Raw genomic sequence first — 17,789 nt, forward strand, 5'->3', positions numbered from 1 at the left:
CCGGCCGCCCCGGAATGACGCTCGTGACTATCGGATCGGCTCGTGCACGGTGACGAGCTTGGTGCCGTCGGGGAATGTCGCCTCGACCTGGATGTCGTGGATCATTTCGGGGATGCCGGTCATCACCTGATCGCGGGTCAGGACCTTGGCGCCGGCCTGCATCAAATCGGCGACGGTGCGGCCGTCGCGCGCACCCTCGACGATGAAATCGGTGATCAGCGCGATCGCCTCCGGGTGGTTCAGCTTGACGCCGCGCTCCAGCCTGCGGCGCGCCACCATGGCGGCCATCGAGACCAAGAGCTTGTCCTTTTCGCGGGGAGACAAATTCATGCGAGCACTCTGATCGTTCTGATGAGGTCTAGTTGAGCCACAGCCGCGGCAGCGGGACCAAGGAGGCGCGGCCGAGCACCGTCATCATATCGGCGCGCAGCCGGGCCGCATCTTGGGCACAGAAGCGCGCCATTGCAAAGCCATTCCAGGCGGAGATGCCGACCTCGCCGCCGAAGCTGTCCGACGCCTCGCGGATATGCTCGATCAAGGCCTCGTCGCCCGGCACGATCAGCGCCGTGCCGATTGCGCAGCCGCCGCCCGCGATCGCGGGCCGTGCGAGCTTCTCGCCGATCTCGCCGTCGAGCCGGATCGTCTCGGCGAACACCAACTGGCCGCCGCGCCGCATCCGCCAGCGGTCGACGAATTCGCCGTGACCCATGGTCTCGCCCATCGCAGCACGGCCGAACACGACGATCTCGGAGAGCAGGAACGAAGCGCCTTCCGCAAGATCGATGTCGAAGCTCCTGACAATACGTGCGCGGTCGAACAGGATTGTCTCCTGCGGCAGCCAGGAGAGATGCGCACCGTCCGCGACCTTCAGCGCAATATCGAGCCGAGCCGGCGCTGCCGGCGCACGATAGACCTTTTCCGCCGCTGCCGTAGTCAGCGTCAGGCGGGTGCCCTCGCCGGCTGCGATGGCAATGTCGAAGCGGTCGCCGCCGGCAATGCCGCCGGCGGTGTTGACTAACATGGCCGAGAGGCCGTCGTCCTCCGGCGATGGAAAGCGGACGCGCAGCGAGCCCGACTCATGCAGGTCGCCGCGGCGGGTGGCGCCATCCTTGCGATGCACGCCGAACCTGACAGCACCCTGGGCGCGGTTTGCCGCGAACGTCGCCGCTGCCGCGCCTGCGATCCCGGTCCGCATTCCTCCGACGCTCCCTCACGCACGCCGCGCGAAGCGGCGTCACATCCTGTTCACAGCGCCATCTGACGGCTGATCTCTGCGGGATCGAGGTTCGCGCGGTCGCAGGCATATTTCACCGCACCCCGGTCCATTACGGCAAAACTGTCGCCGAGTTCGCAGGCAAAGTCGAGATATTGTTCGACCAGCACGATTGCGATGTTGCCGAGGTTGCGCAAATAGGAGATGGCGCGGCCGATGTCCTTGATGATCGAGGGCTGGATACCCTCGGTCGGCTCGTCGAGCAGCAGAAGCTTTGGCCGCATCACCAGCGCGCGGCCGATCGCGAGTTGCTGTTGCTGGCCGCCGGAAAGGTCGCCGCCGCGGCGGCCCAGCATGGTCTGCAGCACCGGGAAGAGCGAGAACACGTCATCGGGGATGTTGCGGTCTTCGCGCTTCAGCGGGCCGAAGCCGGTCTTGAGGTTTTCTTCCACCGTGAGCAGCGGGAAGATCTCGCGGCCCTGCGGCACGAAGCCGATGCCGCGCCGCGCCCGCTCATAGGGCTTTAGCGCGGTGATGTCCTTGCCGTCGAAATTGATCGCACCGGAGGCGATCGGGTATTGCCCGACCATGGCGCGCAGCAGCGAGGTCTTGCCGACGCCGTTGCGCCCGAGCACGCAGGTGACCTTGCCGGGCTCGGCGGTCAGCGACACACCGCGCAGTGCCTGCGCCGCGCCGTAATAGAGGTTGATGTTGTCGATCTTCAGCATCGCGCTAGCGCCCCAGATACACTTCGACCACCCGCTCGTTCGACGACACCTGGTCGATCGAACCTTCGGCGAGCACCGTGCCTTCGTGCAGGCAGGTCACCTTGACGCCGAGCTCGCGCACGAAGGTCATGTCGTGCTCGACCACCATGATGGTGTGGTTCTTGTTGATCTCCTTCAGAAGCTCCGCGGTCAGATGGGTCTCGACATCGGTCATGCCGGCGACCGGCTCGTCGACCAGCAGCACCTTCGGGTCTTGGGCCAGCAGCATGCCGATCTCGAGCCACTGCTTCTGGCCGTGCGACAGGCTGCCGGCGAGGCGGTTGCGCGCATCGGTCAGGCGGATGGTCTCGAGCACCTTGTCGATGCGCTCGGACTCGGCCTTGCTGCTGCGCCAGAACAGCGTGCCGCGCACGGAATGATCGACATTGAGCGCGAGCAGCAGGTTGTCCTGCACGGTCTGGCTCTCGAACACCGTCGGTTTCTGGAACTTGCGGCCGATGCCGAGCTCGGCGATACGGGTCTCGTCGAGCCGGGTCAGGTCGACGGTGCCGTCGAACAGCACCGTGCCCTCGTCCGGCTTGGTCTTGCCGGTGATGATGTCCATCATCGTGGTCTTGCCGGCGCCGTTCGGGCCGATGATAGCGCGCATCTCGCCGGGCGCGAGCGTCAGCGACAGATTGTTGATGGCGTGAAAGCCGTCGAACGAGACGTGCACGCCGTCGAGATAGAGCATGGCCGAGGTGGCGCGGGTATCCATGACGTTCATTTGCCTACTCCGCCGGATTCGGTGCGCCGACGCCGTCTTCGCGCGCGGCACTCTCAGCGTCGGGAGAGCTGCGCCGCGCGTTCTCCCACCAGCCGTTGATGGTGCCGACGATGCCCTTGGGCAATAGCAGCGTGACCAGGATGAACAGCGCGCCGAGCATGAACAGCCAGTACGGCGCGAGCGGCCCGGAGGTAAAAACCGTCTTGGCGTAGTTGACGACGACGGCGCCGAGCGCCGCTCCGATCAGCGTACCGCGGCCGCCGACCGCGACCCAGATCACCGCCTCGATCGAATTGCCGGGGGCGAATTCGCTCGGATTGATGATGCCGACCTGCGGCACGTAGAGCGCGCCGGCGACGCCCGCCATGCAGGCCGACAGCGTGAACACGAACAGCTTGTAGGATTCGACGCGATAGCCGAGGAAGCGGGTCCGGCTTTCGGCGTCACGCACCGCGATCAGGACCTTTCCGAGCTTCGAGGTCACGATCGCGCGGCAGATCAGGAACGCGATGATCAGCGCAAGGCAGCTCAGCAGGAACAGCGCGGCGCGGGTTCCTTCGGCCTGCACGTTGAAGCCAAGGATGTCCTTGAAGTCGGTCAGGCCGTTGTTGCCGCCGAAGCCGAAATCATTGCGGAAGAACGCCAGCAGCAGCGCATAGGTCATCGCCTGCGTGATGATCGAGAGATAGACGCCGGTGACACGCGAGCGGAAGGCGAGCCAGCCGAAGCAGAAGGCGAGCAGACCCGGCACCAGCAGCACCATCAGCGCTGCAAATGCGAATTTGTCGAAGCCGTACCAATACCAGGGCAGCTTGTCCCAGTTCAGGAAGACCATGAAGTCGGGCAGAACAGGATTGCCATAAACGCCGCGGCTGCCGATCTGGCGCATCAGATACATGCCCATGGCGTAGCCGCCGAGCGCGAAGAACGCGCCATGGCCGAGCGAGAGGATGCCGCAATAGCCCCAGATCAGATCGATCGAGAGCGCGAGGATGGCGTAGCAGACATATTTGCCCCACAGCGCCACCAGATAGGTCGGCACCTGGAACATCGAGCCCTGCGGCAGCAGCAGGTTCGACAGCGGGATCAGCACCCCGACCGCGGCGACGAGCAGAACGAACGCGGTCGCGGCGCGGTCGAGCGAACGGGTGAGGATGTGCGGCGTCATGCTTCCACCGCCCGACCCTTGAGCGCGAACAGGCCGCGCGGCCGCTTCTGGATGAACAGGATGATCAGCACCAGGATCGCGATCTTGCCGAGCACCGCACCCGCCACCGGCTCGAGGAACTTGTTGGCGATGCCGAGCGTGAAGGCGCCGACCAGCGTACCCCAGAGATTGCCGACGCCGCCGAACACCACGACCATGAAACTGTCGATGATGTAGCTCTGGCCGAGATTCGGGCTGACATTGTCGATCTGCGACAGCGCCACGCCGGCAATGCCGGCGATCCCCGAGCCGAGGCCGAAGGTCAGCGCGTCGACGCGCGAGGTGGCGATCCCCATCGAGGCCGCCATGCGGCGGTTCTGCGTCACAGCGCGCATCTCGAGGCCGAGTGCGGTGTAGCGCAGCATCGCGAGCAGGATGGCGAACACGGCGAGCGTGAAGCAGAGGATCCAGAGCCGGTTATAGGTGATGGTGATCTGGCCGAGCTCGAAGGCGCCGCTCATCCAGGAGGGATTCCCGACCTCGCGGTTGGTCGGGCCGAACGCGGTGCGCACCGCCTGCTGCAGCACCAGCGACAGGCCCCAGGTCGCGAGCAGCGTCTCCAGCGGGCGGCCGTACAGGAAGCGGATGATGGTGCGTTCGATCAGGACACCGATGAAGCCCGCGACCAGGAAGGCGAGCGGCACCGCGATCAGCAGCGAATAGTCGAACAGCGCGGGATAACGGGTCCGGATCACCTCCTGCACCACGAAGGTGGTGTAGGCTCCTAACATCACCATCTCGCCATGCGCCATGTTGATGACGCCCATGACGCCGAAGGTGATGGCGAGCCCGATCGCGGCGAGCAGCAGCACCGAGCCGAGCGACAGGCCGTACCAGGCATTCTGCACCATCGACCACATTGCGAGATTGCTCTGGATCGAGGTGACCGCGGTTGCGGCCGCCTGGGCGACCAGCGGCGGCTGATCGCCAAGCCCGGTGAGCAGCGCCAGCGCCTCCTGGTCGCCGCGTGCCTTGACCACGGCGACGGCGTCGAGCTTGTCGCTGTCGGACGCATCCGACTTGAACAGGATGATGGCGGCGCGCGCCTCGGCGAAAGCCTGCTTGATCGACTTGACGCTCTCCTTGGCGAGCGCGCCCTCCACCGTCGGCAGCAGGTTCTCCTCGTGGCTCTTGAACACCGATTGCGCCGCGGCGAGCCGCTTGGCCGGATCCGGCGACAACAGCGTCAGGCCACCGAGCGCGGCATCCACGGTGCGGCGCAGGCGGTTGTTGAGGCGAACGGCGGCGGCGTTGTCGGGCAGCTTGTCGACGGCAGCGCCGGTGGCGGCGTCGATGATCTTGCCGTCGGTCTGCGTGATGAAGACCTTCTTGCTGTCCGGATCGGCCGAGAGCCGGCCGTCCTGCAGCGCGCTGATGATCGGGGAGGCCAGCGCATTGCCCGATGCGGCAACCCCGCCGATCGCCTCCTCGGTGTCGGAGAACTCGTCATTGGCGAATTTGGCGACCGAATCCTCGAACGGGCCGGCCAGCGCCGGAACGACGAAACAGCTCAGCAGCAGGATCGAGAGAAACAGCGCACGAAAACGATCAATACAATTGGCGAACACGTCAGTACCCCGGCAGGAGTGTGAGGAGAAGGCGGCGAGCTGTGCCGCCTTCTCCAGGTTCTTGGATGGTTGTGTTGTGTCGTGGATCAGGTCAGGAGCTCAGGAGCCCTGGCCGCCGCACTTGTTGGTCTTGGTGTTGTAATTGCCGCACTTCTTGCCGACCCAATCGCCGATCAGGTCCTTGGAGCCCTCGAGCTCCTTCGACCAGGCGTCGCCGGCCACCAGGCCCGGGGTCTTCCAGACCACGTCGAACTGGCCGTTGCCCTTGATCTCGCCGATGAACACCGGCTTGGTGATGTGGTGGTTCGGCAGCATCTTCGAGGTGCCACCGGTCAGGTTCTTGGCTTCGATGCCGGGCAGCGCGTCGATCACCTTGTCCGGATCGGTCGACTTCACCTTCTCGACCGCCTTGACCCACATGTCAAAACCGATCACGTGCGCTTCCATCGGATCGTTGGTCACGCGCTTCGGATTCTTGGTGTAGGCCTGCCACGCCTTGATGAACTTCTCGTTCTCGGGCGTCTTGATCGACTCGAAGTAGTTCCAGGCGGCGAGATGGCCGAGCAGCGGCTTGGTGTCGATGCCGGCGAGCTCTTCTTCACCGACCGAGAACGCGACCACCGGGATGTCGGTCGCCTTGATGCCCTGGTTACCGAGCTCCTTGTAGAACGGGACGTTGGCATCGCCGTTGATGGTGGAGACCACCGCCGTCTTCTTGCCGGCCGAGCCGAACTTCTTGATGTCGGCCACGATCGTCTGCCAGTCGGAATGACCGAACGGCGTGTAGTTGATCATGATGTCTTCCTGGGCGACACCCTTCGACTTCAGATACGCCTCCAGGATCTTGTTGGTGGTGCGCGGATAGACGTAGTCGGTGCCGGCCAGCACCCAGCGCTTCACCTTCTCGTCCTTCATCAGATAGTCGACGGCGGGGATCGCCTGCTGGTTCGGCGCGGCACCCGTGTAGAACACGTTGCGCTCGGACTCCTCGCCCTCATACTGCACCGGATAGAACAGGATGTTGTTCAGCTCCTTGAACACCGGGAGCACGGACTTGCGCGACACCGAGGTCCAGCAGCCGAACACGACCGCAACCTTGTCCTTGGTGATCAGCTCGCGCGCCTTCTCCGCAAACAACGGCCAGTTCGAGGCGGGGTCGACCACGACGGCCTCGAGCTTCTTGCCAAGCACGCCGCCCTTCTTGTTCTGCTCGTCGATCAGGAAAAGGATGGTGTCCTTCAGCGTGGTTTCGCTGATGGCCATGGTGCCGGAAAGCGAATGGAGAACGCCAACCTTGATGGTGTCGTCGGCCGCTTGCGCGGGCGCGAACGGCGAGGACGCAGCCAGACCCAAAACCAGGCCGGCCGTCGCCGCGAGCGCGCGGCGGCGGGTCATCGTCGTTATTTTGTGAGTAAGCTGAGTAAGCATGAAATGTCGTCTCCCTGACGCAGGCGTGAACGCTTGCGAAACGGCCGCTTGGCCGCCTGCGGTTAAGGGAATCGCAAGAACTGTGCCACGGTGCGCGAGCACCTTAAGCCAATGAACCGGCTGGATAATTTTGCGAGTTCCGGGCAAATACGGAAATCGATTGCTCAATCATTGGGCCGTCATCTTGACTGCTGAAAGTGCAATCAGATTATTTTGTAGGCAAATTTGCCATTTTGGCTAAAATTCCGGCACCGATTTGTGACAGTTTGCGCGAGCGATCGGCGAACTTCGAGCACCGATCCGGCAATCTCACCTTGAAACCGCCCTGTTCCTGGTCCATATCCTCGCCATGCCCGCGAAATCGCGGTGCCTTCGCGAGCTGCGTGTACAAGCCGCCCCAAGCGGCTTCTGGCTCGCCTTTCAGCTAACCCAGCTTGACGCCCCAGACACGCGGGTGTCCCGAACGCCTTCAAGCGATTCCGGCCGATATTGGACCGGGACGAAGACGGCTTTTATGGAAAGAACCACTTTTGACCTCCTTTCAGGATTTCGGCCTCGCCGAACCCATCGCCCGCGCGCTTCGTGAAGAGAACTATCTCACACCGACCCCCATCCAGGCCCAGACCATCCCGCTCGCACTTGCCGGCCGCGACGTCGTCGGCATCGCCCAGACCGGAACCGGCAAGACCGCATCCTTCGCGCTGCCGATCCTGCACCGGCTGCTTGAGAACCGTGTCCGCCCGCAGCCCAAGAGCTGCCGCGTGCTGGTGCTCTCGCCCACCCGCGAACTGTCCGGGCAGATCCTCGACAGCTTCAATGCCTATGGCCGCCACCTCCGGCTGTCCTCGGCGCTCGCCATCGGCGGCGTCCCGATGGGCCGCCAGGTCCGCAGCGTGATGCAGGGCGTCGAGGTGATGGTCGCCACCCCCGGTCGCCTGCTCGATCTCGTGCAGAGCAACGGCCTGAAGCTCAACCAGGTCGAGTTCCTGGTGCTCGATGAAGCCGACCGCATGCTCGACATGGGCTTCATCAACGACATCCGGAAGATCGTCGCCAAGCTGCCGATCCGGCGGCAGACGCTGTTCTTCTCGGCCACCATGCCCAAGGACATTGCCGAGCTCGCCGAAGCGATGCTGCGCGACCCCGCCCGCGTGGCGGTGACGCCGGTGGCCTCGACGGTCGACCGCATCGCGCAGCGCGTGATCCAGGTCGATTTTGCGGCCAAGCCGGCGATTCTCGCCCAGTTGCTGAAGCAGGAACCGGTCAATCGCGCCCTGATCTTCACCCGCACCAAGCATGGCGCGGACAAGGTGGTGAAAGGCCTGGAGCGAGCCGGCATCAGCGCCAATGCCATCCACGGTAACAAGTCGCAGAACCACCGCGAGCGTACGCTGGCGGCGTTCCGCACCGGCGAAATCCGGACGCTGGTGGCGACCGATATCGCCGCCCGCGGCATCGACGTCGACGGCATCAGCCATGTCGTGAATTTCGACCTGCCCAACATTCCGGAGACCTACGTCCACCGCATCGGCCGCACCGCGCGCGCCGGCGCCGACGGGGTCGCGATCTCGCTGATCGCGGGTGCCGAAGAGATGGGCTATTTGCGTGACATCGAACGGCTGATCCGCGTCACGCTGCCGCGGGAAGACCGTCGCACGCCGGGCAGCAACCGCGAACCCGCACCGGCTCAGGCACCCCACCCGCACCGGGGTGGCCGTTCTGCGCCGCGCGCGCATAATGTCCGTGGGAAGAATGAGGCGGCTCCGAGTGGAAAAGGGCCTCGCCGCCGCCGTCGTCCAGGTGGTAATAATGGCGCGCCGCAGACGAGCCGGGGCGAGTCGCCGCGTCCGTCGCAGGCCGGCAACAGCGAAGGCATCCAGGGCGTCGCCTTCTTGCATCGCGAGAGCCGGCCGAATCCGCAACCCAACCGCAACAACCGACCGAAGCACTAGCCGTCGCTCGATCTGGAGAACCATATGGCTAAGGAAGAGCTGATCCAGTTCGAAGGACTGGTGACCGAAATCCTCCCCGACGCTCGTTACCGGGTACAACTCGATGCCGGACACGAGATCGTCGCCTACACCGCCGGCAAGATGAAGAAAAACCGCATCAAGACGCTGGCCGGCGACCGCGTTACGATCGAAATGTCGCCCTACGATCTCGAAAAGGGCCGCCTGATTTTCCGCCACAAGGACGAGCGTCCGAGCGGCGCGCCCGGCGGCCCGCCGCGGGGCGGAGCGCAGCGCGGCGGCCAGTTCCGCCGCCGATAAACAAGGTTTGCAACTGCTGCGCGCATGACATCCTGATGTCCTGCGCAGCAATGGCCGGCGCCTGCGCCGGCCAAAAAATCGCGCACGTCAGGATTGTTTTGAAGCCTTCTATCGAATAATATCCTAACCATCGATTTTCGGCCGGACGACATTAGCCAATACCGGTACAGCCGGTTCAGACGCTGACGACCCTTCCAAAAATTCGATCTCACCACCCCGCCGATCAGCGGGTCTTGAACTTGTATATCTGAGAAGGGACTACCCACGTGAGCATGGGAACCGTGAAGTGGTTTAACGCGACCAAGGGCTACGGCTTCATCCAGCCGGATGAAGGCGGGAACGACGTGTTCGTGCACATCAGTGCAGTCGAGCGCGCCGGCCTTGGCACTCTGCGTGAAGGCCAGAAGATCTCCTACGAGATCGTGGCTGACCGCCGTTCCGGCAAATCCTCGGCCGACAATCTGCGCGCCGCCGGATAAGCCGATTTCCCGGAAGCGCGAAGCTCCAGGAAATTGTCGTCAAAGCATCAAGGGCCGCACCTCCGGGTACGGCCCTTTTTGTATGGATCGCGGGCCCGCAGCCCACGTCGCTCGAAAGCGCTCTAGAGTTTCCTGTTTTAACGGGTTTTCTTGACGCGAACCGATGCCCACTTCGCTCGAAAACGCTCTAGTAAGTCGTGCAGGCGTTCGACGCGGTGGCGGACGTCGAGGAATAATTCACGCACAGCGACTGCCGCGGCCTGGTATAGGCGACGTCGCTGAGATTGATGCCGCTCTTGGCCATCACATAGCCGATCGTCGGCATGTATTTGTAGCTGACTTCACTGAAGATCAGATAGGTGCCCGCAATCAGCAGCGACGCCGGGACCAGGCTCGTCACCACATCACCCTGACTGCGCGTGGAGGTCGTCACCGTGGCTTGCGTGGCGCCGGTGGCGATCGTTCCCGCCTTGCTCCACTGGATCCGCGCGATATTGGAGTTGTCGATATAGATTTCCGACAATGTGATTTTGGTCGGTGACGGATCGTACGGCGTCATGATGCCGACGGCGGCGCTGAAGAAGTTCTGCAGGTCGGTGTCGACCACCGCCGTTGCCTGCGAGGTCAGATCCGACGCGGCGCGCGCCATCAGCGTGACCTTGCGGTCGACCGCGACGCCGGATGAGAACTCGACGGTGCCGAAGAACATCACCAGCATCAGCGGCACGATGAAGGCGAACTCGACGGCGGCGAGGCCACGGCGGTCATGGCAGAGGGCGCCGACGGAGCGCAGCAAGGCCGCGGTTAGGGTTTTCACGACTTTGCTCATGAGCATGTGGCTCCGGAGGTTCCGGAGGGCTCGTTCTTGAACGTCGCGGTCGCGGTCAACAGCCGCGTGCCATTGGAGAGGTTGGCGACGTGGAAGCCGAGCTTGGTGACGAACAGCGGCCACTGATAGTACAGCCGGACAACCACGACGTCGCCGTCCTTGCCGGGACACCATTTCGTGGCCGGAATGAACGCGTTGCTGGAGTCGATCGGCGGCGTGATGTTGACGCTGCTGAACGAGGAATAGCTGCGCACGTCGACAAAGATGCCGTTGGTGCAATCGAACAGCGCGCTGACCCGGCTGCAGACGTAGTTCTTGAACTGCGCCTGGGTGTAGCTCAGGCCCTGGGCCTGGCCGGTCATGACGAAGCGGGCCGAATCCTGCGTCACGGTCTCGAGCACCTGGCTGGCAAGGAAGATCATTGCCACTTCGATGATCGCGAACAGCAGTCCGAAAAACAGCGGTGCGACCATCGCGAATTCGACCGCGGTCACGCCACGGCGATTTCGGCGAAAGCGGCGGAGCAGGTCTGCGAAGGAACGAGCGGGCAGCGGCATCAACGACCCCGGATCAACATGGCGGCAACAACTACCCCAAGACTCATTGTTGAAGTGTTTCGCCGGATCGAGACAGAGTGCCCCTATCCGTTAGGTCTTTCTTAACCATGTCGAACGAACGGTATCCGATCGGCCGCGGCCCCGGCGTGAGTGGCGCCGGAGCGGACACGTGCTAGTTCTGCGGCTTTCCTGCCGCGCCCGAACCGGAGGCCTGGGTGTTGAGCGTACCGGCCTGGTCCATGGTCGCCTTGAAATAGACGTCGCCGTCGCCGAGCGTGATGCGGCGCTGACAGACCGGCATGCAGCTGTAGGTCTCGCGATCGACGCCGCGATAGACGGTGACGAGCTGGTCGGTCGGGCCTTCGACCTGAATCTGGCGGTCCACCAGCACCTGACCGGTGCGGTCGAGCGCGATGAAATTGGTCGCGCCGTAGCCCTTGCCGGTTACGACGACAACCCCGCCATTCTGCAGGGTGACATCGGCAATCAGGGGATTGCCGACCACGATCGTGGCAATGCCTCCGGGCAGCTTGACGAGCTTGGCCTGATCGACATTGACCGCGATCCGGTCGGGATCGGGCGCTGCCGTTGCGAACGCGGGCGACAGCAGCACGGCTGCGGCCAGCGAGATGAATCCAATGCGCGTGACGGCGCGAATACGATGGGACTGAAACGACATATTGTACCCCGGGACGTTAACAGGCCGGCAAAAGCGATACGCAGCGGACCGGCGCCCGACGCAGGCGAATCTGACGGTAATTCATTTAAGAAGAGGAAAAATCGAGCGCCGAATTGCGCGGATGTCACGACTTCCGGAGCGGATCGGCCAGCGGCCTCGGAATCTCGCGCGAAAACCTATCCCGCGGGGCGCGCAGCCGCCGCCTCACCGCCCGCACGCACATGGATCACCACGCGATCGTCGGCGTAGAGGCGCTGCCATCCATCGATATGATCGAGAAATCTGGAGGCAGGCGTCGCCGGGTCGAGCATCACCGCATCGATGTTGTAGGTCTTGAGCAGATCGAAGAAGCCGTCGACGTCCTTGAGCTGGAGCGCGCGGTAATAGGCCATCTCGAACGTCTCGCCGTAAAGCTCGGCACGCCCGTCGACGAACACCGGCACCTGACGCCAGATCAGATATCCGCCGAACTGCAGATCGTTGAGCACGCGCCGGGCATTGTACGCCTTCAGCGCGTCAACGGCAGCAACGGGTGAATGGATCGGCGGCGGCGCGATGTTGCCCCGTGCCGCAACGAACCAGGTCGAGGCGCACAGCGCGACGATGAATATCGCAGTCGGCGCAGCCTTCAGCCGGACAATGCTCGCGGCACGCAGACCGAACTGGGTCGCCACCGGCGTCAACGCAGCCAGCGGCAGCAGCAGGGCGAACAGCTCGAGATTCCTGACATGGGACAGCGCCATGTGCAGCAGGCCCAGCACCAGGGCGATCCGCGGCAGCGGCAGCCTCACTCCGCAATAGAGCGCCCCGCCGATCAGGCCGAGAATGGATAGCTCGAACGCATCGATGTGGCTGAAGTTCGCCGGCATCCACTCCGCAATCAGATGCAGCAGTTCGCCGAGGCTGAGAATCTTCAAGGAGGCAAGGAGCGAACCCCATCCGTAGGGGGTCGCGCAGCACGCGGCCAGCGCGCCGATACCGAATGCCGTCCAGCGCAGCGCGAGCGGCAATCTTTGCGCGGGCGCGGCATTCCACATCGCATCGAGCGCAAAGGCGCCGAGAAGCACGAGGCCGAACAGAAAGCCACCATGCAAATTGGCCCAGAGCGCGATCAGCGGCAGCAGCCAGAACGAGGGGGCCTCGCGGCGTTCACTGGCGACCATCAGGCCGTTCGCCCAGAGCATCATGATCGGCAGCACCAGCACATGCGGACGGGCCAGCAGATGCCCGCATGTCAGCACCAGCGCCGCCAACGCGACCAGGCTCGCATAGATCGCCGGCAGCGCGCGGCTGAGAATGGCCGTAAGCAGCGCGAAGGTGGCGGCACCACAGGCCGCGGCCAGCGCCGCGGGCCCGGTCCACCCGGCAAGATCATAGGCCTTCGCGAACAGGACCTGCGCCAGCCAGGACGACGACATCCATGGCTGACCCGCCTTGGTGAACGAATAGATATCGACTGACGGCAGCGCGCGATGGTCGAGGATCCAGCGGCCGACCGCGATTTGCCAGTAGGTGTCGGAATCGGCGAGCAGCCTGTCGCCGACGATCAGCAGCAGCGCGTAGACGCCGCACGCCATCCAGAACCAGGCCGGGACCTCGGCGAACACGGAGGCCCTTGCCTGCGGGATGGTTGCGGTCTCAGCACTCATGCGGGCACGGGCCGGACAACGACGTCAATGCCGGAACGGATAGGCCAGCTGTCCGCCGATCTCGGCCGGGACGCCCTGCTCGGCGTCGACGCCGTAATCCTCCGGAAGCTTGCCTTCGGGCATGCGGAACGTCCCGAACAGGATGTCCCAGAGCGGAAACGTGCCCGCGAAATTGGTGTCGCCGCCTTCCTCGAGCGCGGTGTGATGCCAGCGATGAAACACCGGCGTCGCGATCACATATTTGAACGGGCCGAGTGTCCAGTTCAAGTTGGCGTGGACGAAGGCCGAATGGAATGTGGTGAACGGGCCGACCCACAGCATGATGTTCGGCGAGATGCCGGCCATCAGCAGAATCACGTCGACCGTGATCGTGCCGATCAGGAGATTGACGGGATGGAAGCGCGCCGCCGAAATCCATTCGAGGTCTTCGGAGGAGTGATGAATGGCGTGGTACTTCCAGAAGCCGCCGCCGTGAAACATCCGGTGCAGCCAATACAGCATGAAGTCCGAGGCGACCAGGAAGACGATCGACTGCAGCCAGAGCGGAAGCTGCGACAGCGGACCGTGCCCGTTCTCGTAGAACGCGATGAGATCGTCGGCGCCGTGCACGTTGAAGACCGCGGCCGCGCCGACCACCAGGAGTCCGATGCGCAGCACGCGGGCGAACACCGGCACGAAGAACCAGTAGCAGATGTCAGTGACCAGCTCACGCTTCTGCCACCACGGCTTGCCGGGATTGCAGGCCCAGAAGTGGGTCAGCACGCTGAAGAACAATGCGAGGCCGATCGTGATCGGCACCACCCTCATCATCGTCTGGCCGAGCATCTCGATGACTTCAAGCGGAAGGGTGGACATGACAGCCTCATTCTACGGAAGCCTCATGGGTATAGATGTGCGCTTAAGGAGCCGTGAATAGACCCAGGCCGCGGCCGGCCTCGGTAACAATCTGCAATTTTGGCGAGCCGCTTAATGCCAAATTTACTTTGCGCAACAACAGCGGGTTCCCCCAGAGTTTATGCGATCAAATTAACTGCACCGAAATCGTCGAACCGTAGGGTGCCGCCATGGTCACGGTGCTGAGAACGCCGGCCAGACCAAACCTAGTTCGACCAGCCACGTGTACACAGGAGTGAATTTTATGAAGAACCTCGTTTCGCGCTTCGTGAAGGATGAGTCGGGCGCGACCGCCATCGAATACGGCCTGATTGCGACCGGCATCGCCATCGCGATCATCGCTGCGGTCAACGGCGTCGGCACGAAACTCTCGGGTACCTTCAACTCGATCTCGGGCTCGCTGAAGTAAGCCGGTTCCGACGAGTTCGCATCAAAGGTCCCGGCAACCCCGGGACCTTTGCTATTTGTCGGGCTCCAATTGCCGGCCGCCTTCGAAGCGGCCGGCAGTCCTTTCCCGATTGTTCACCAATGGCCGCTAGCGTCGGGTCTCGACCGCAGCTCCAGCTTGACGGCATGAATCCATGATCCTCGACATCGCACGCTTGATGCTGTTTCCGGCCCTGATGGCCTTCGCGGCGGCGAGCGATCTCCTGACCATGACGATCCCGAACCGGATCTCGCTGGCACTGGCGGCCGGCTTCTTCGTGCTGGCGCCGCTGACCGGGATGGGCGTCCACGACATTCTTACCCATGCCGGCGCAGGCGCGCTGGTGCTGGTGGTGGCGTTCGGCATGTTCGCGATGGGCTGGGTCGGCGGCGGCGACGCCAAGGTCGCGGCCGCAGCCAGCCTGTGGTTCGGGTTCGAGCATCTGCTGCCTTATCTGGTGTTTGCGTCGCTGTTCGGCGGTGCGTTGACCGTGCTGCTGTTGCAGCTCCGGCAATGGCCCCTGCCCTACCCGCTCGCGTCCCAGGCCTGGCTCAGCCGGCTGCACGACAAGCAGACCGGAATTCCCTACGGCATCGCACTCGCCCTCGGCGCCCTGCTGATCTATCCCGAGACGGACTGGATCAAGACGATCGATCTCGCGCACTTCGCGATGCGCTGAGAAAGCAGCGGTAACCGCTCGTTAAGGCGATTTAGATACGCCTCATTAACCATGCTTTGACGAATAGCTGGTCAACTCCCATCACGGCGGCGGCAGCGTCGCGGCGTCATGTGGAAAGTGAAGCGTAATGGATAAGGCCCGCATTCTGGTCCTGGCAATTGCAGGCTGCGCCGGCCTTGCGGCGCTCTATTTGGCAAGCGGAGGCGACGACAAGCCGGCGGCGCCTCCCCCGGTCGCGCAGCTGCCTACCGTCGACATCCTGGTCGCGAAAGCCGACATCGGCCTCGGCCAGGCGGTGAAGCCCGAGGATCTGCAGTGGCAGACCTGGCCGGCGGCGACCGCCAGCGCCAGCTTCATGCGCAGGGACAGCAACGCCGAAGCCATCAAGGACGTCACCGGCTCGATCGCCCGTGCCCCCTTCATCCAGGGCGAGCCGATTCGCGAGCAGAAGCTCGTCAAGGCGGACGGAAGCGGTTTCATGGCTGCGATCCTGCCGACCGGCATGCGGGCGGTATCGACCGAGATCTCACCGGAGACGGGCGCCGGCGGCTTCATCCTGCCGAATGACCGGGTCGACGTCCTGCTGTCGAAGCGGGACAAGAATCCTGACCGCAATGGCGCCGACATCGTCAATTCCGAGGTCATCCTGACCAATATCCGGGTGCTCGCGATCGATCAGGCTCCTAAGGAGAAGGACGGCACCAACGCACTGATCGGCAAAACGGTGACGCTGGAGCTGAAGCCCGAGCAGACCGAGACGCTGGCGCGCGCGCGCCAGAGCGGCATCCTGTCGCTGGCGCTGCGCAGCATCGTCGACGTCAACGCGACCGACGTCAGGACCGACGACAACCCCCAAAAGCGCGGTGAGACGATCAACGTCATCCGCTTTGGCGTTGCCAACCAGGCAACGATGCAGAAGTGATCATGAGGACAGACGTGATGAAGGGCGGGGCAACTCAACGGACGATGCGGGCCTACATGGTCCGCGCATTGTCGTTCTCGGCGGTCGCAGCGCTCACGCTCAACCCGGCGCTGACGCCGGTGGTAGCGAGCGACTACCGCGCCGCCGCCGCCCCTGCCGCGGCCGATGGTCAGATGAACGCCCGTTTCCTTGCGCTCGGCGTCGGCAAATCAGTGGTGATCGATCTACCCAGGGACATCAAGGACGTCCTGGTCGCCGATCCGAAGATCGCCAACGCCGTGGTCCGCTCGGCGCAACGCGCCTACATCATCGGCGCGACGGTCGGCCAGACCAACATCGTGTTCTTCGATGCCGCCGGCCAGCAGATCGCGGCCTATGACATCGCGGTCAAACGCGACCTCAACGGGGTCCGTGCGGCGCTGCGTCAGGCAATGCCGAATTCCGACATCCAGATCGAGGGCGTCGGAGAGGGCGTCGTGCTGAGCGGCAGTGCGGCGAGCCCGGTCGAGGCGCAGCAGGCCGGCGAGATGGCCGCCCGGCTGGTCGGCAGCACCGACAAGGTCGTGAATTCCATCACGGTTCGCGGCCGTGACCAGGTGATGTTGAAAGTCACAGTTGCCGAAGTCTCGCGCAGCCTGATCAAGCAGCTCGGCATCGACCTCACCGCAAATCTCAATTACGGCACAGCGGTGGTGAAATTCGCCAACGCCAACCCGTTTACGGCGAACAACGCAGCGCTGGTGCCCAACAACGCCATCACCACCGCGTTCGGGTCGGCGCCCTCGGTCTCCGCAACGATCCGCGCCATGGAAAGCGCCGGCGTCGTCCGCACGCTCGCCGAGCCGAACCTGACCGCGATCTCAGGCGAATCAGCCACCTTCATCTCCGGCGGCGAATTTCCAATTCCAACCGGCGTGACCTGTCAGACCACGACGAGCGGCGCGATCGGACAGTGCGTTCAGACCGTCAGCTTCAAGAAATTCGGCATTTCGCTCAACTTCACGCCGGTGGTGCTGACCGAGGGCCGGATCAGCCTGCGCGTGATGACGGAAGTGTCGGAAGTCTCGACCGAGAACTCGCTCACCGGCGGCGCGAACGGAACGACGATCCCTTCGATCAAGACCCGCCGCGCAGAGACCACGCTGGAAATTCCATCGGGCGGCTCGATGGCGATGGCCGGCCTGATCCAGGACCAGACCAAGCAGGCGATCAACGGCCTTCCCGGGCTGTCGACGCTGCCGGTGCTCGGCACGCTGTTCCGCAGCCGCGACTTCGTCAACAACCAGACCGAAATGATGGTGCTGGTGACGCCCTATATCGTTCGCGCGGTGGCGCAGAAGGACCTGTCGCGTCCGGATGACGGTTTCGCCAATGCGTCGGATCCGCAGGCCGACCTGCTGGGCAGCATTAATCGCGTCTACGGCGTGCCGGGCCGGACCGAGCCGGCGCGGAATTACCGCGGCACCTACGGCTTTATCACGGACTGAGGCGGAC

The 17,789-nt window shown here is 63.8% G+C and carries 19 protein-coding genes; 7 read left to right on the forward strand and 12 right to left on the reverse strand.

Annotated elements, in window-relative coordinates; translation table 11 throughout:
* Window positions 1-27: 27 nt before the first annotated feature.
* From G6P99_RS43735 to urtA, 7 genes are all read right to left on the reverse strand, one after another.
* Window positions 28-330, reverse strand: coding sequence for an urease subunit gamma (locus G6P99_RS43735; protein WP_029077742.1), 303 nt, complete (start codon window positions 328-330; stop codon window positions 28-30).
* A gap of 28 nt (window positions 331-358) precedes the next feature.
* Complete coding sequence (locus tag G6P99_RS43740) at window positions 359-1,195, reverse strand: urease accessory protein UreD (RefSeq protein WP_029077743.1); 837 nt, start codon at window positions 1,193-1,195, stop codon at window positions 359-361.
* A 50-nt stretch (window positions 1,196-1,245) separates the two neighbouring features.
* Window positions 1,246-1,941 (reverse strand): urea ABC transporter ATP-binding subunit UrtE, encoded by a 696-nt coding sequence (gene urtE, locus G6P99_RS43745; protein WP_029077744.1) that lies wholly within the window; start codon window positions 1,939-1,941, stop codon window positions 1,246-1,248.
* A 4-nt stretch (window positions 1,942-1,945) separates the two neighbouring features.
* The gene (gene urtD, locus G6P99_RS43750) at window positions 1,946-2,707 is read right to left on the reverse strand and encodes an urea ABC transporter ATP-binding protein UrtD (protein WP_029077745.1); all 762 of its coding nucleotides are present in this window, start codon (window positions 2,705-2,707) and stop codon (window positions 1,946-1,948) included.
* Window positions 2,708-2,711: 4 nt separating this feature from the next.
* Complete coding sequence (urtC, locus tag G6P99_RS43755; RefSeq protein WP_029077746.1) at window positions 2,712-3,875, reverse strand: urea ABC transporter permease subunit UrtC; 1,164 nt, start codon at window positions 3,873-3,875, stop codon at window positions 2,712-2,714.
* Window positions 3,872-5,467, reverse strand: a complete 1,596-nt coding sequence (gene urtB / locus G6P99_RS43760) for an urea ABC transporter permease subunit UrtB (RefSeq protein ID WP_156928327.1) — start codon at window positions 5,465-5,467, stop codon at window positions 3,872-3,874. Before urtB ends, urtC begins: the two co-directional genes overlap by 4 nt.
* 114 nt (window positions 5,468-5,581) lie before the next feature.
* On the reverse strand, window positions 5,582-6,910 hold the full coding sequence (urtA, locus tag G6P99_RS43765) for an urea ABC transporter substrate-binding protein (protein WP_029077748.1): 1,329 nt from the start codon (window positions 6,908-6,910) through the stop codon (window positions 5,582-5,584).
* A gap of 530 nt (window positions 6,911-7,440) precedes the next feature.
* Between urtA and G6P99_RS43770 the strand changes: the two genes are divergently transcribed.
* The 3 genes from G6P99_RS43770 to G6P99_RS43780 all read left to right on the forward strand — a co-directional run bounded on the left by G6P99_RS43770 (window position 7,441) and on the right by G6P99_RS43780 (window position 9,659).
* Window positions 7,441-8,862 carry a DEAD/DEAH box helicase gene (locus tag G6P99_RS43770; protein WP_029077749.1) on the forward strand — a complete coding sequence of 474 codons (1,422 nt, stop codon included), beginning with the start codon at window positions 7,441-7,443 and terminating at the stop codon, window positions 8,860-8,862.
* Window positions 8,863-8,886: 24 nt separating this feature from the next.
* Window positions 8,887-9,180, forward strand: coding sequence for a translation initiation factor IF-1 (infA, locus tag G6P99_RS43775; protein WP_016842649.1), 294 nt, complete (start codon window positions 8,887-8,889; stop codon window positions 9,178-9,180).
* Window positions 9,181-9,446: 266 nt separating this feature from the next.
* Window positions 9,447-9,659: a cold-shock protein gene (locus G6P99_RS43780; RefSeq protein WP_016842648.1), complete on the forward strand. Its 213-nt coding sequence runs from the start codon at window positions 9,447-9,449 to the stop codon at window positions 9,657-9,659.
* 187 nt (window positions 9,660-9,846) lie between these two features.
* On the opposite strand, the gene G6P99_RS43785 is transcribed toward G6P99_RS43780, so the two are convergent.
* From G6P99_RS43785 to G6P99_RS43805, 5 genes are all read right to left on the reverse strand, one after another.
* The gene (locus G6P99_RS43785) at window positions 9,847-10,494 is read right to left on the reverse strand and encodes a TadE/TadG family type IV pilus assembly protein (RefSeq protein WP_051345938.1); all 648 of its coding nucleotides are present in this window, start codon (window positions 10,492-10,494) and stop codon (window positions 9,847-9,849) included.
* Window positions 10,485-11,045: a TadE/TadG family type IV pilus assembly protein gene (locus G6P99_RS43790; RefSeq protein WP_029077751.1), complete on the reverse strand. Its 561-nt coding sequence runs from the start codon at window positions 11,043-11,045 to the stop codon at window positions 10,485-10,487. Before G6P99_RS43790 ends, G6P99_RS43785 begins: the two co-directional genes overlap by 10 nt.
* A gap of 172 nt (window positions 11,046-11,217) precedes the next feature.
* Window positions 11,218-11,724, reverse strand: a complete 507-nt coding sequence (locus G6P99_RS43795) for a pilus assembly protein N-terminal domain-containing protein (RefSeq protein WP_029077752.1) — start codon at window positions 11,722-11,724, stop codon at window positions 11,218-11,220.
* Between the two features lie 176 nt (window positions 11,725-11,900).
* Window positions 11,901-13,373, reverse strand: coding sequence for a hypothetical protein (locus G6P99_RS43800; RefSeq protein WP_035975819.1), 1,473 nt, complete (start codon window positions 13,371-13,373; stop codon window positions 11,901-11,903).
* Between the two features lie 24 nt (window positions 13,374-13,397).
* Window positions 13,398-14,228, reverse strand: a complete 831-nt coding sequence (locus G6P99_RS43805; protein WP_029077754.1) for a sterol desaturase family protein — start codon at window positions 14,226-14,228, stop codon at window positions 13,398-13,400.
* A 283-nt stretch (window positions 14,229-14,511) separates the two neighbouring features.
* On the opposite strand from G6P99_RS43805, the gene G6P99_RS43810 reads away from it, so the two are divergent.
* The 4 genes from G6P99_RS43810 (at window position 14,512) to G6P99_RS43825 (ending at window position 17,782) form a co-directional block, all read left to right on the forward strand.
* Window positions 14,512-14,676: a Flp family type IVb pilin gene (locus G6P99_RS43810; RefSeq protein ID WP_016842642.1), complete on the forward strand. Its 165-nt coding sequence runs from the start codon at window positions 14,512-14,514 to the stop codon at window positions 14,674-14,676.
* A gap of 172 nt (window positions 14,677-14,848) precedes the next feature.
* Window positions 14,849-15,373 carry an A24 family peptidase gene (locus G6P99_RS43815; protein WP_029077755.1) on the forward strand — a complete coding sequence of 175 codons (525 nt, stop codon included), beginning with the start codon at window positions 14,849-14,851 and terminating at the stop codon, window positions 15,371-15,373.
* Window positions 15,374-15,500: 127 nt separating this feature from the next.
* Window positions 15,501-16,295, forward strand: a complete 795-nt coding sequence (cpaB, locus tag G6P99_RS43820) for a Flp pilus assembly protein CpaB (RefSeq protein ID WP_029077756.1) — start codon at window positions 15,501-15,503, stop codon at window positions 16,293-16,295.
* Window positions 16,296-16,297: 2 nt separating this feature from the next.
* Window positions 16,298-17,782, forward strand: coding sequence for a type II and III secretion system protein family protein (locus tag G6P99_RS43825; protein ID WP_156928305.1), 1,485 nt, complete (start codon window positions 16,298-16,300; stop codon window positions 17,780-17,782).
* Window positions 17,783-17,789: the final 7 nt, after the last annotated feature.

Source organism: Bradyrhizobium sp. 6(2017) (assembly GCF_011058295.2).
Classification (GTDB): Bacteria; Pseudomonadota; Alphaproteobacteria; order Rhizobiales; family Xanthobacteraceae; genus Bradyrhizobium; species Bradyrhizobium septentrionale.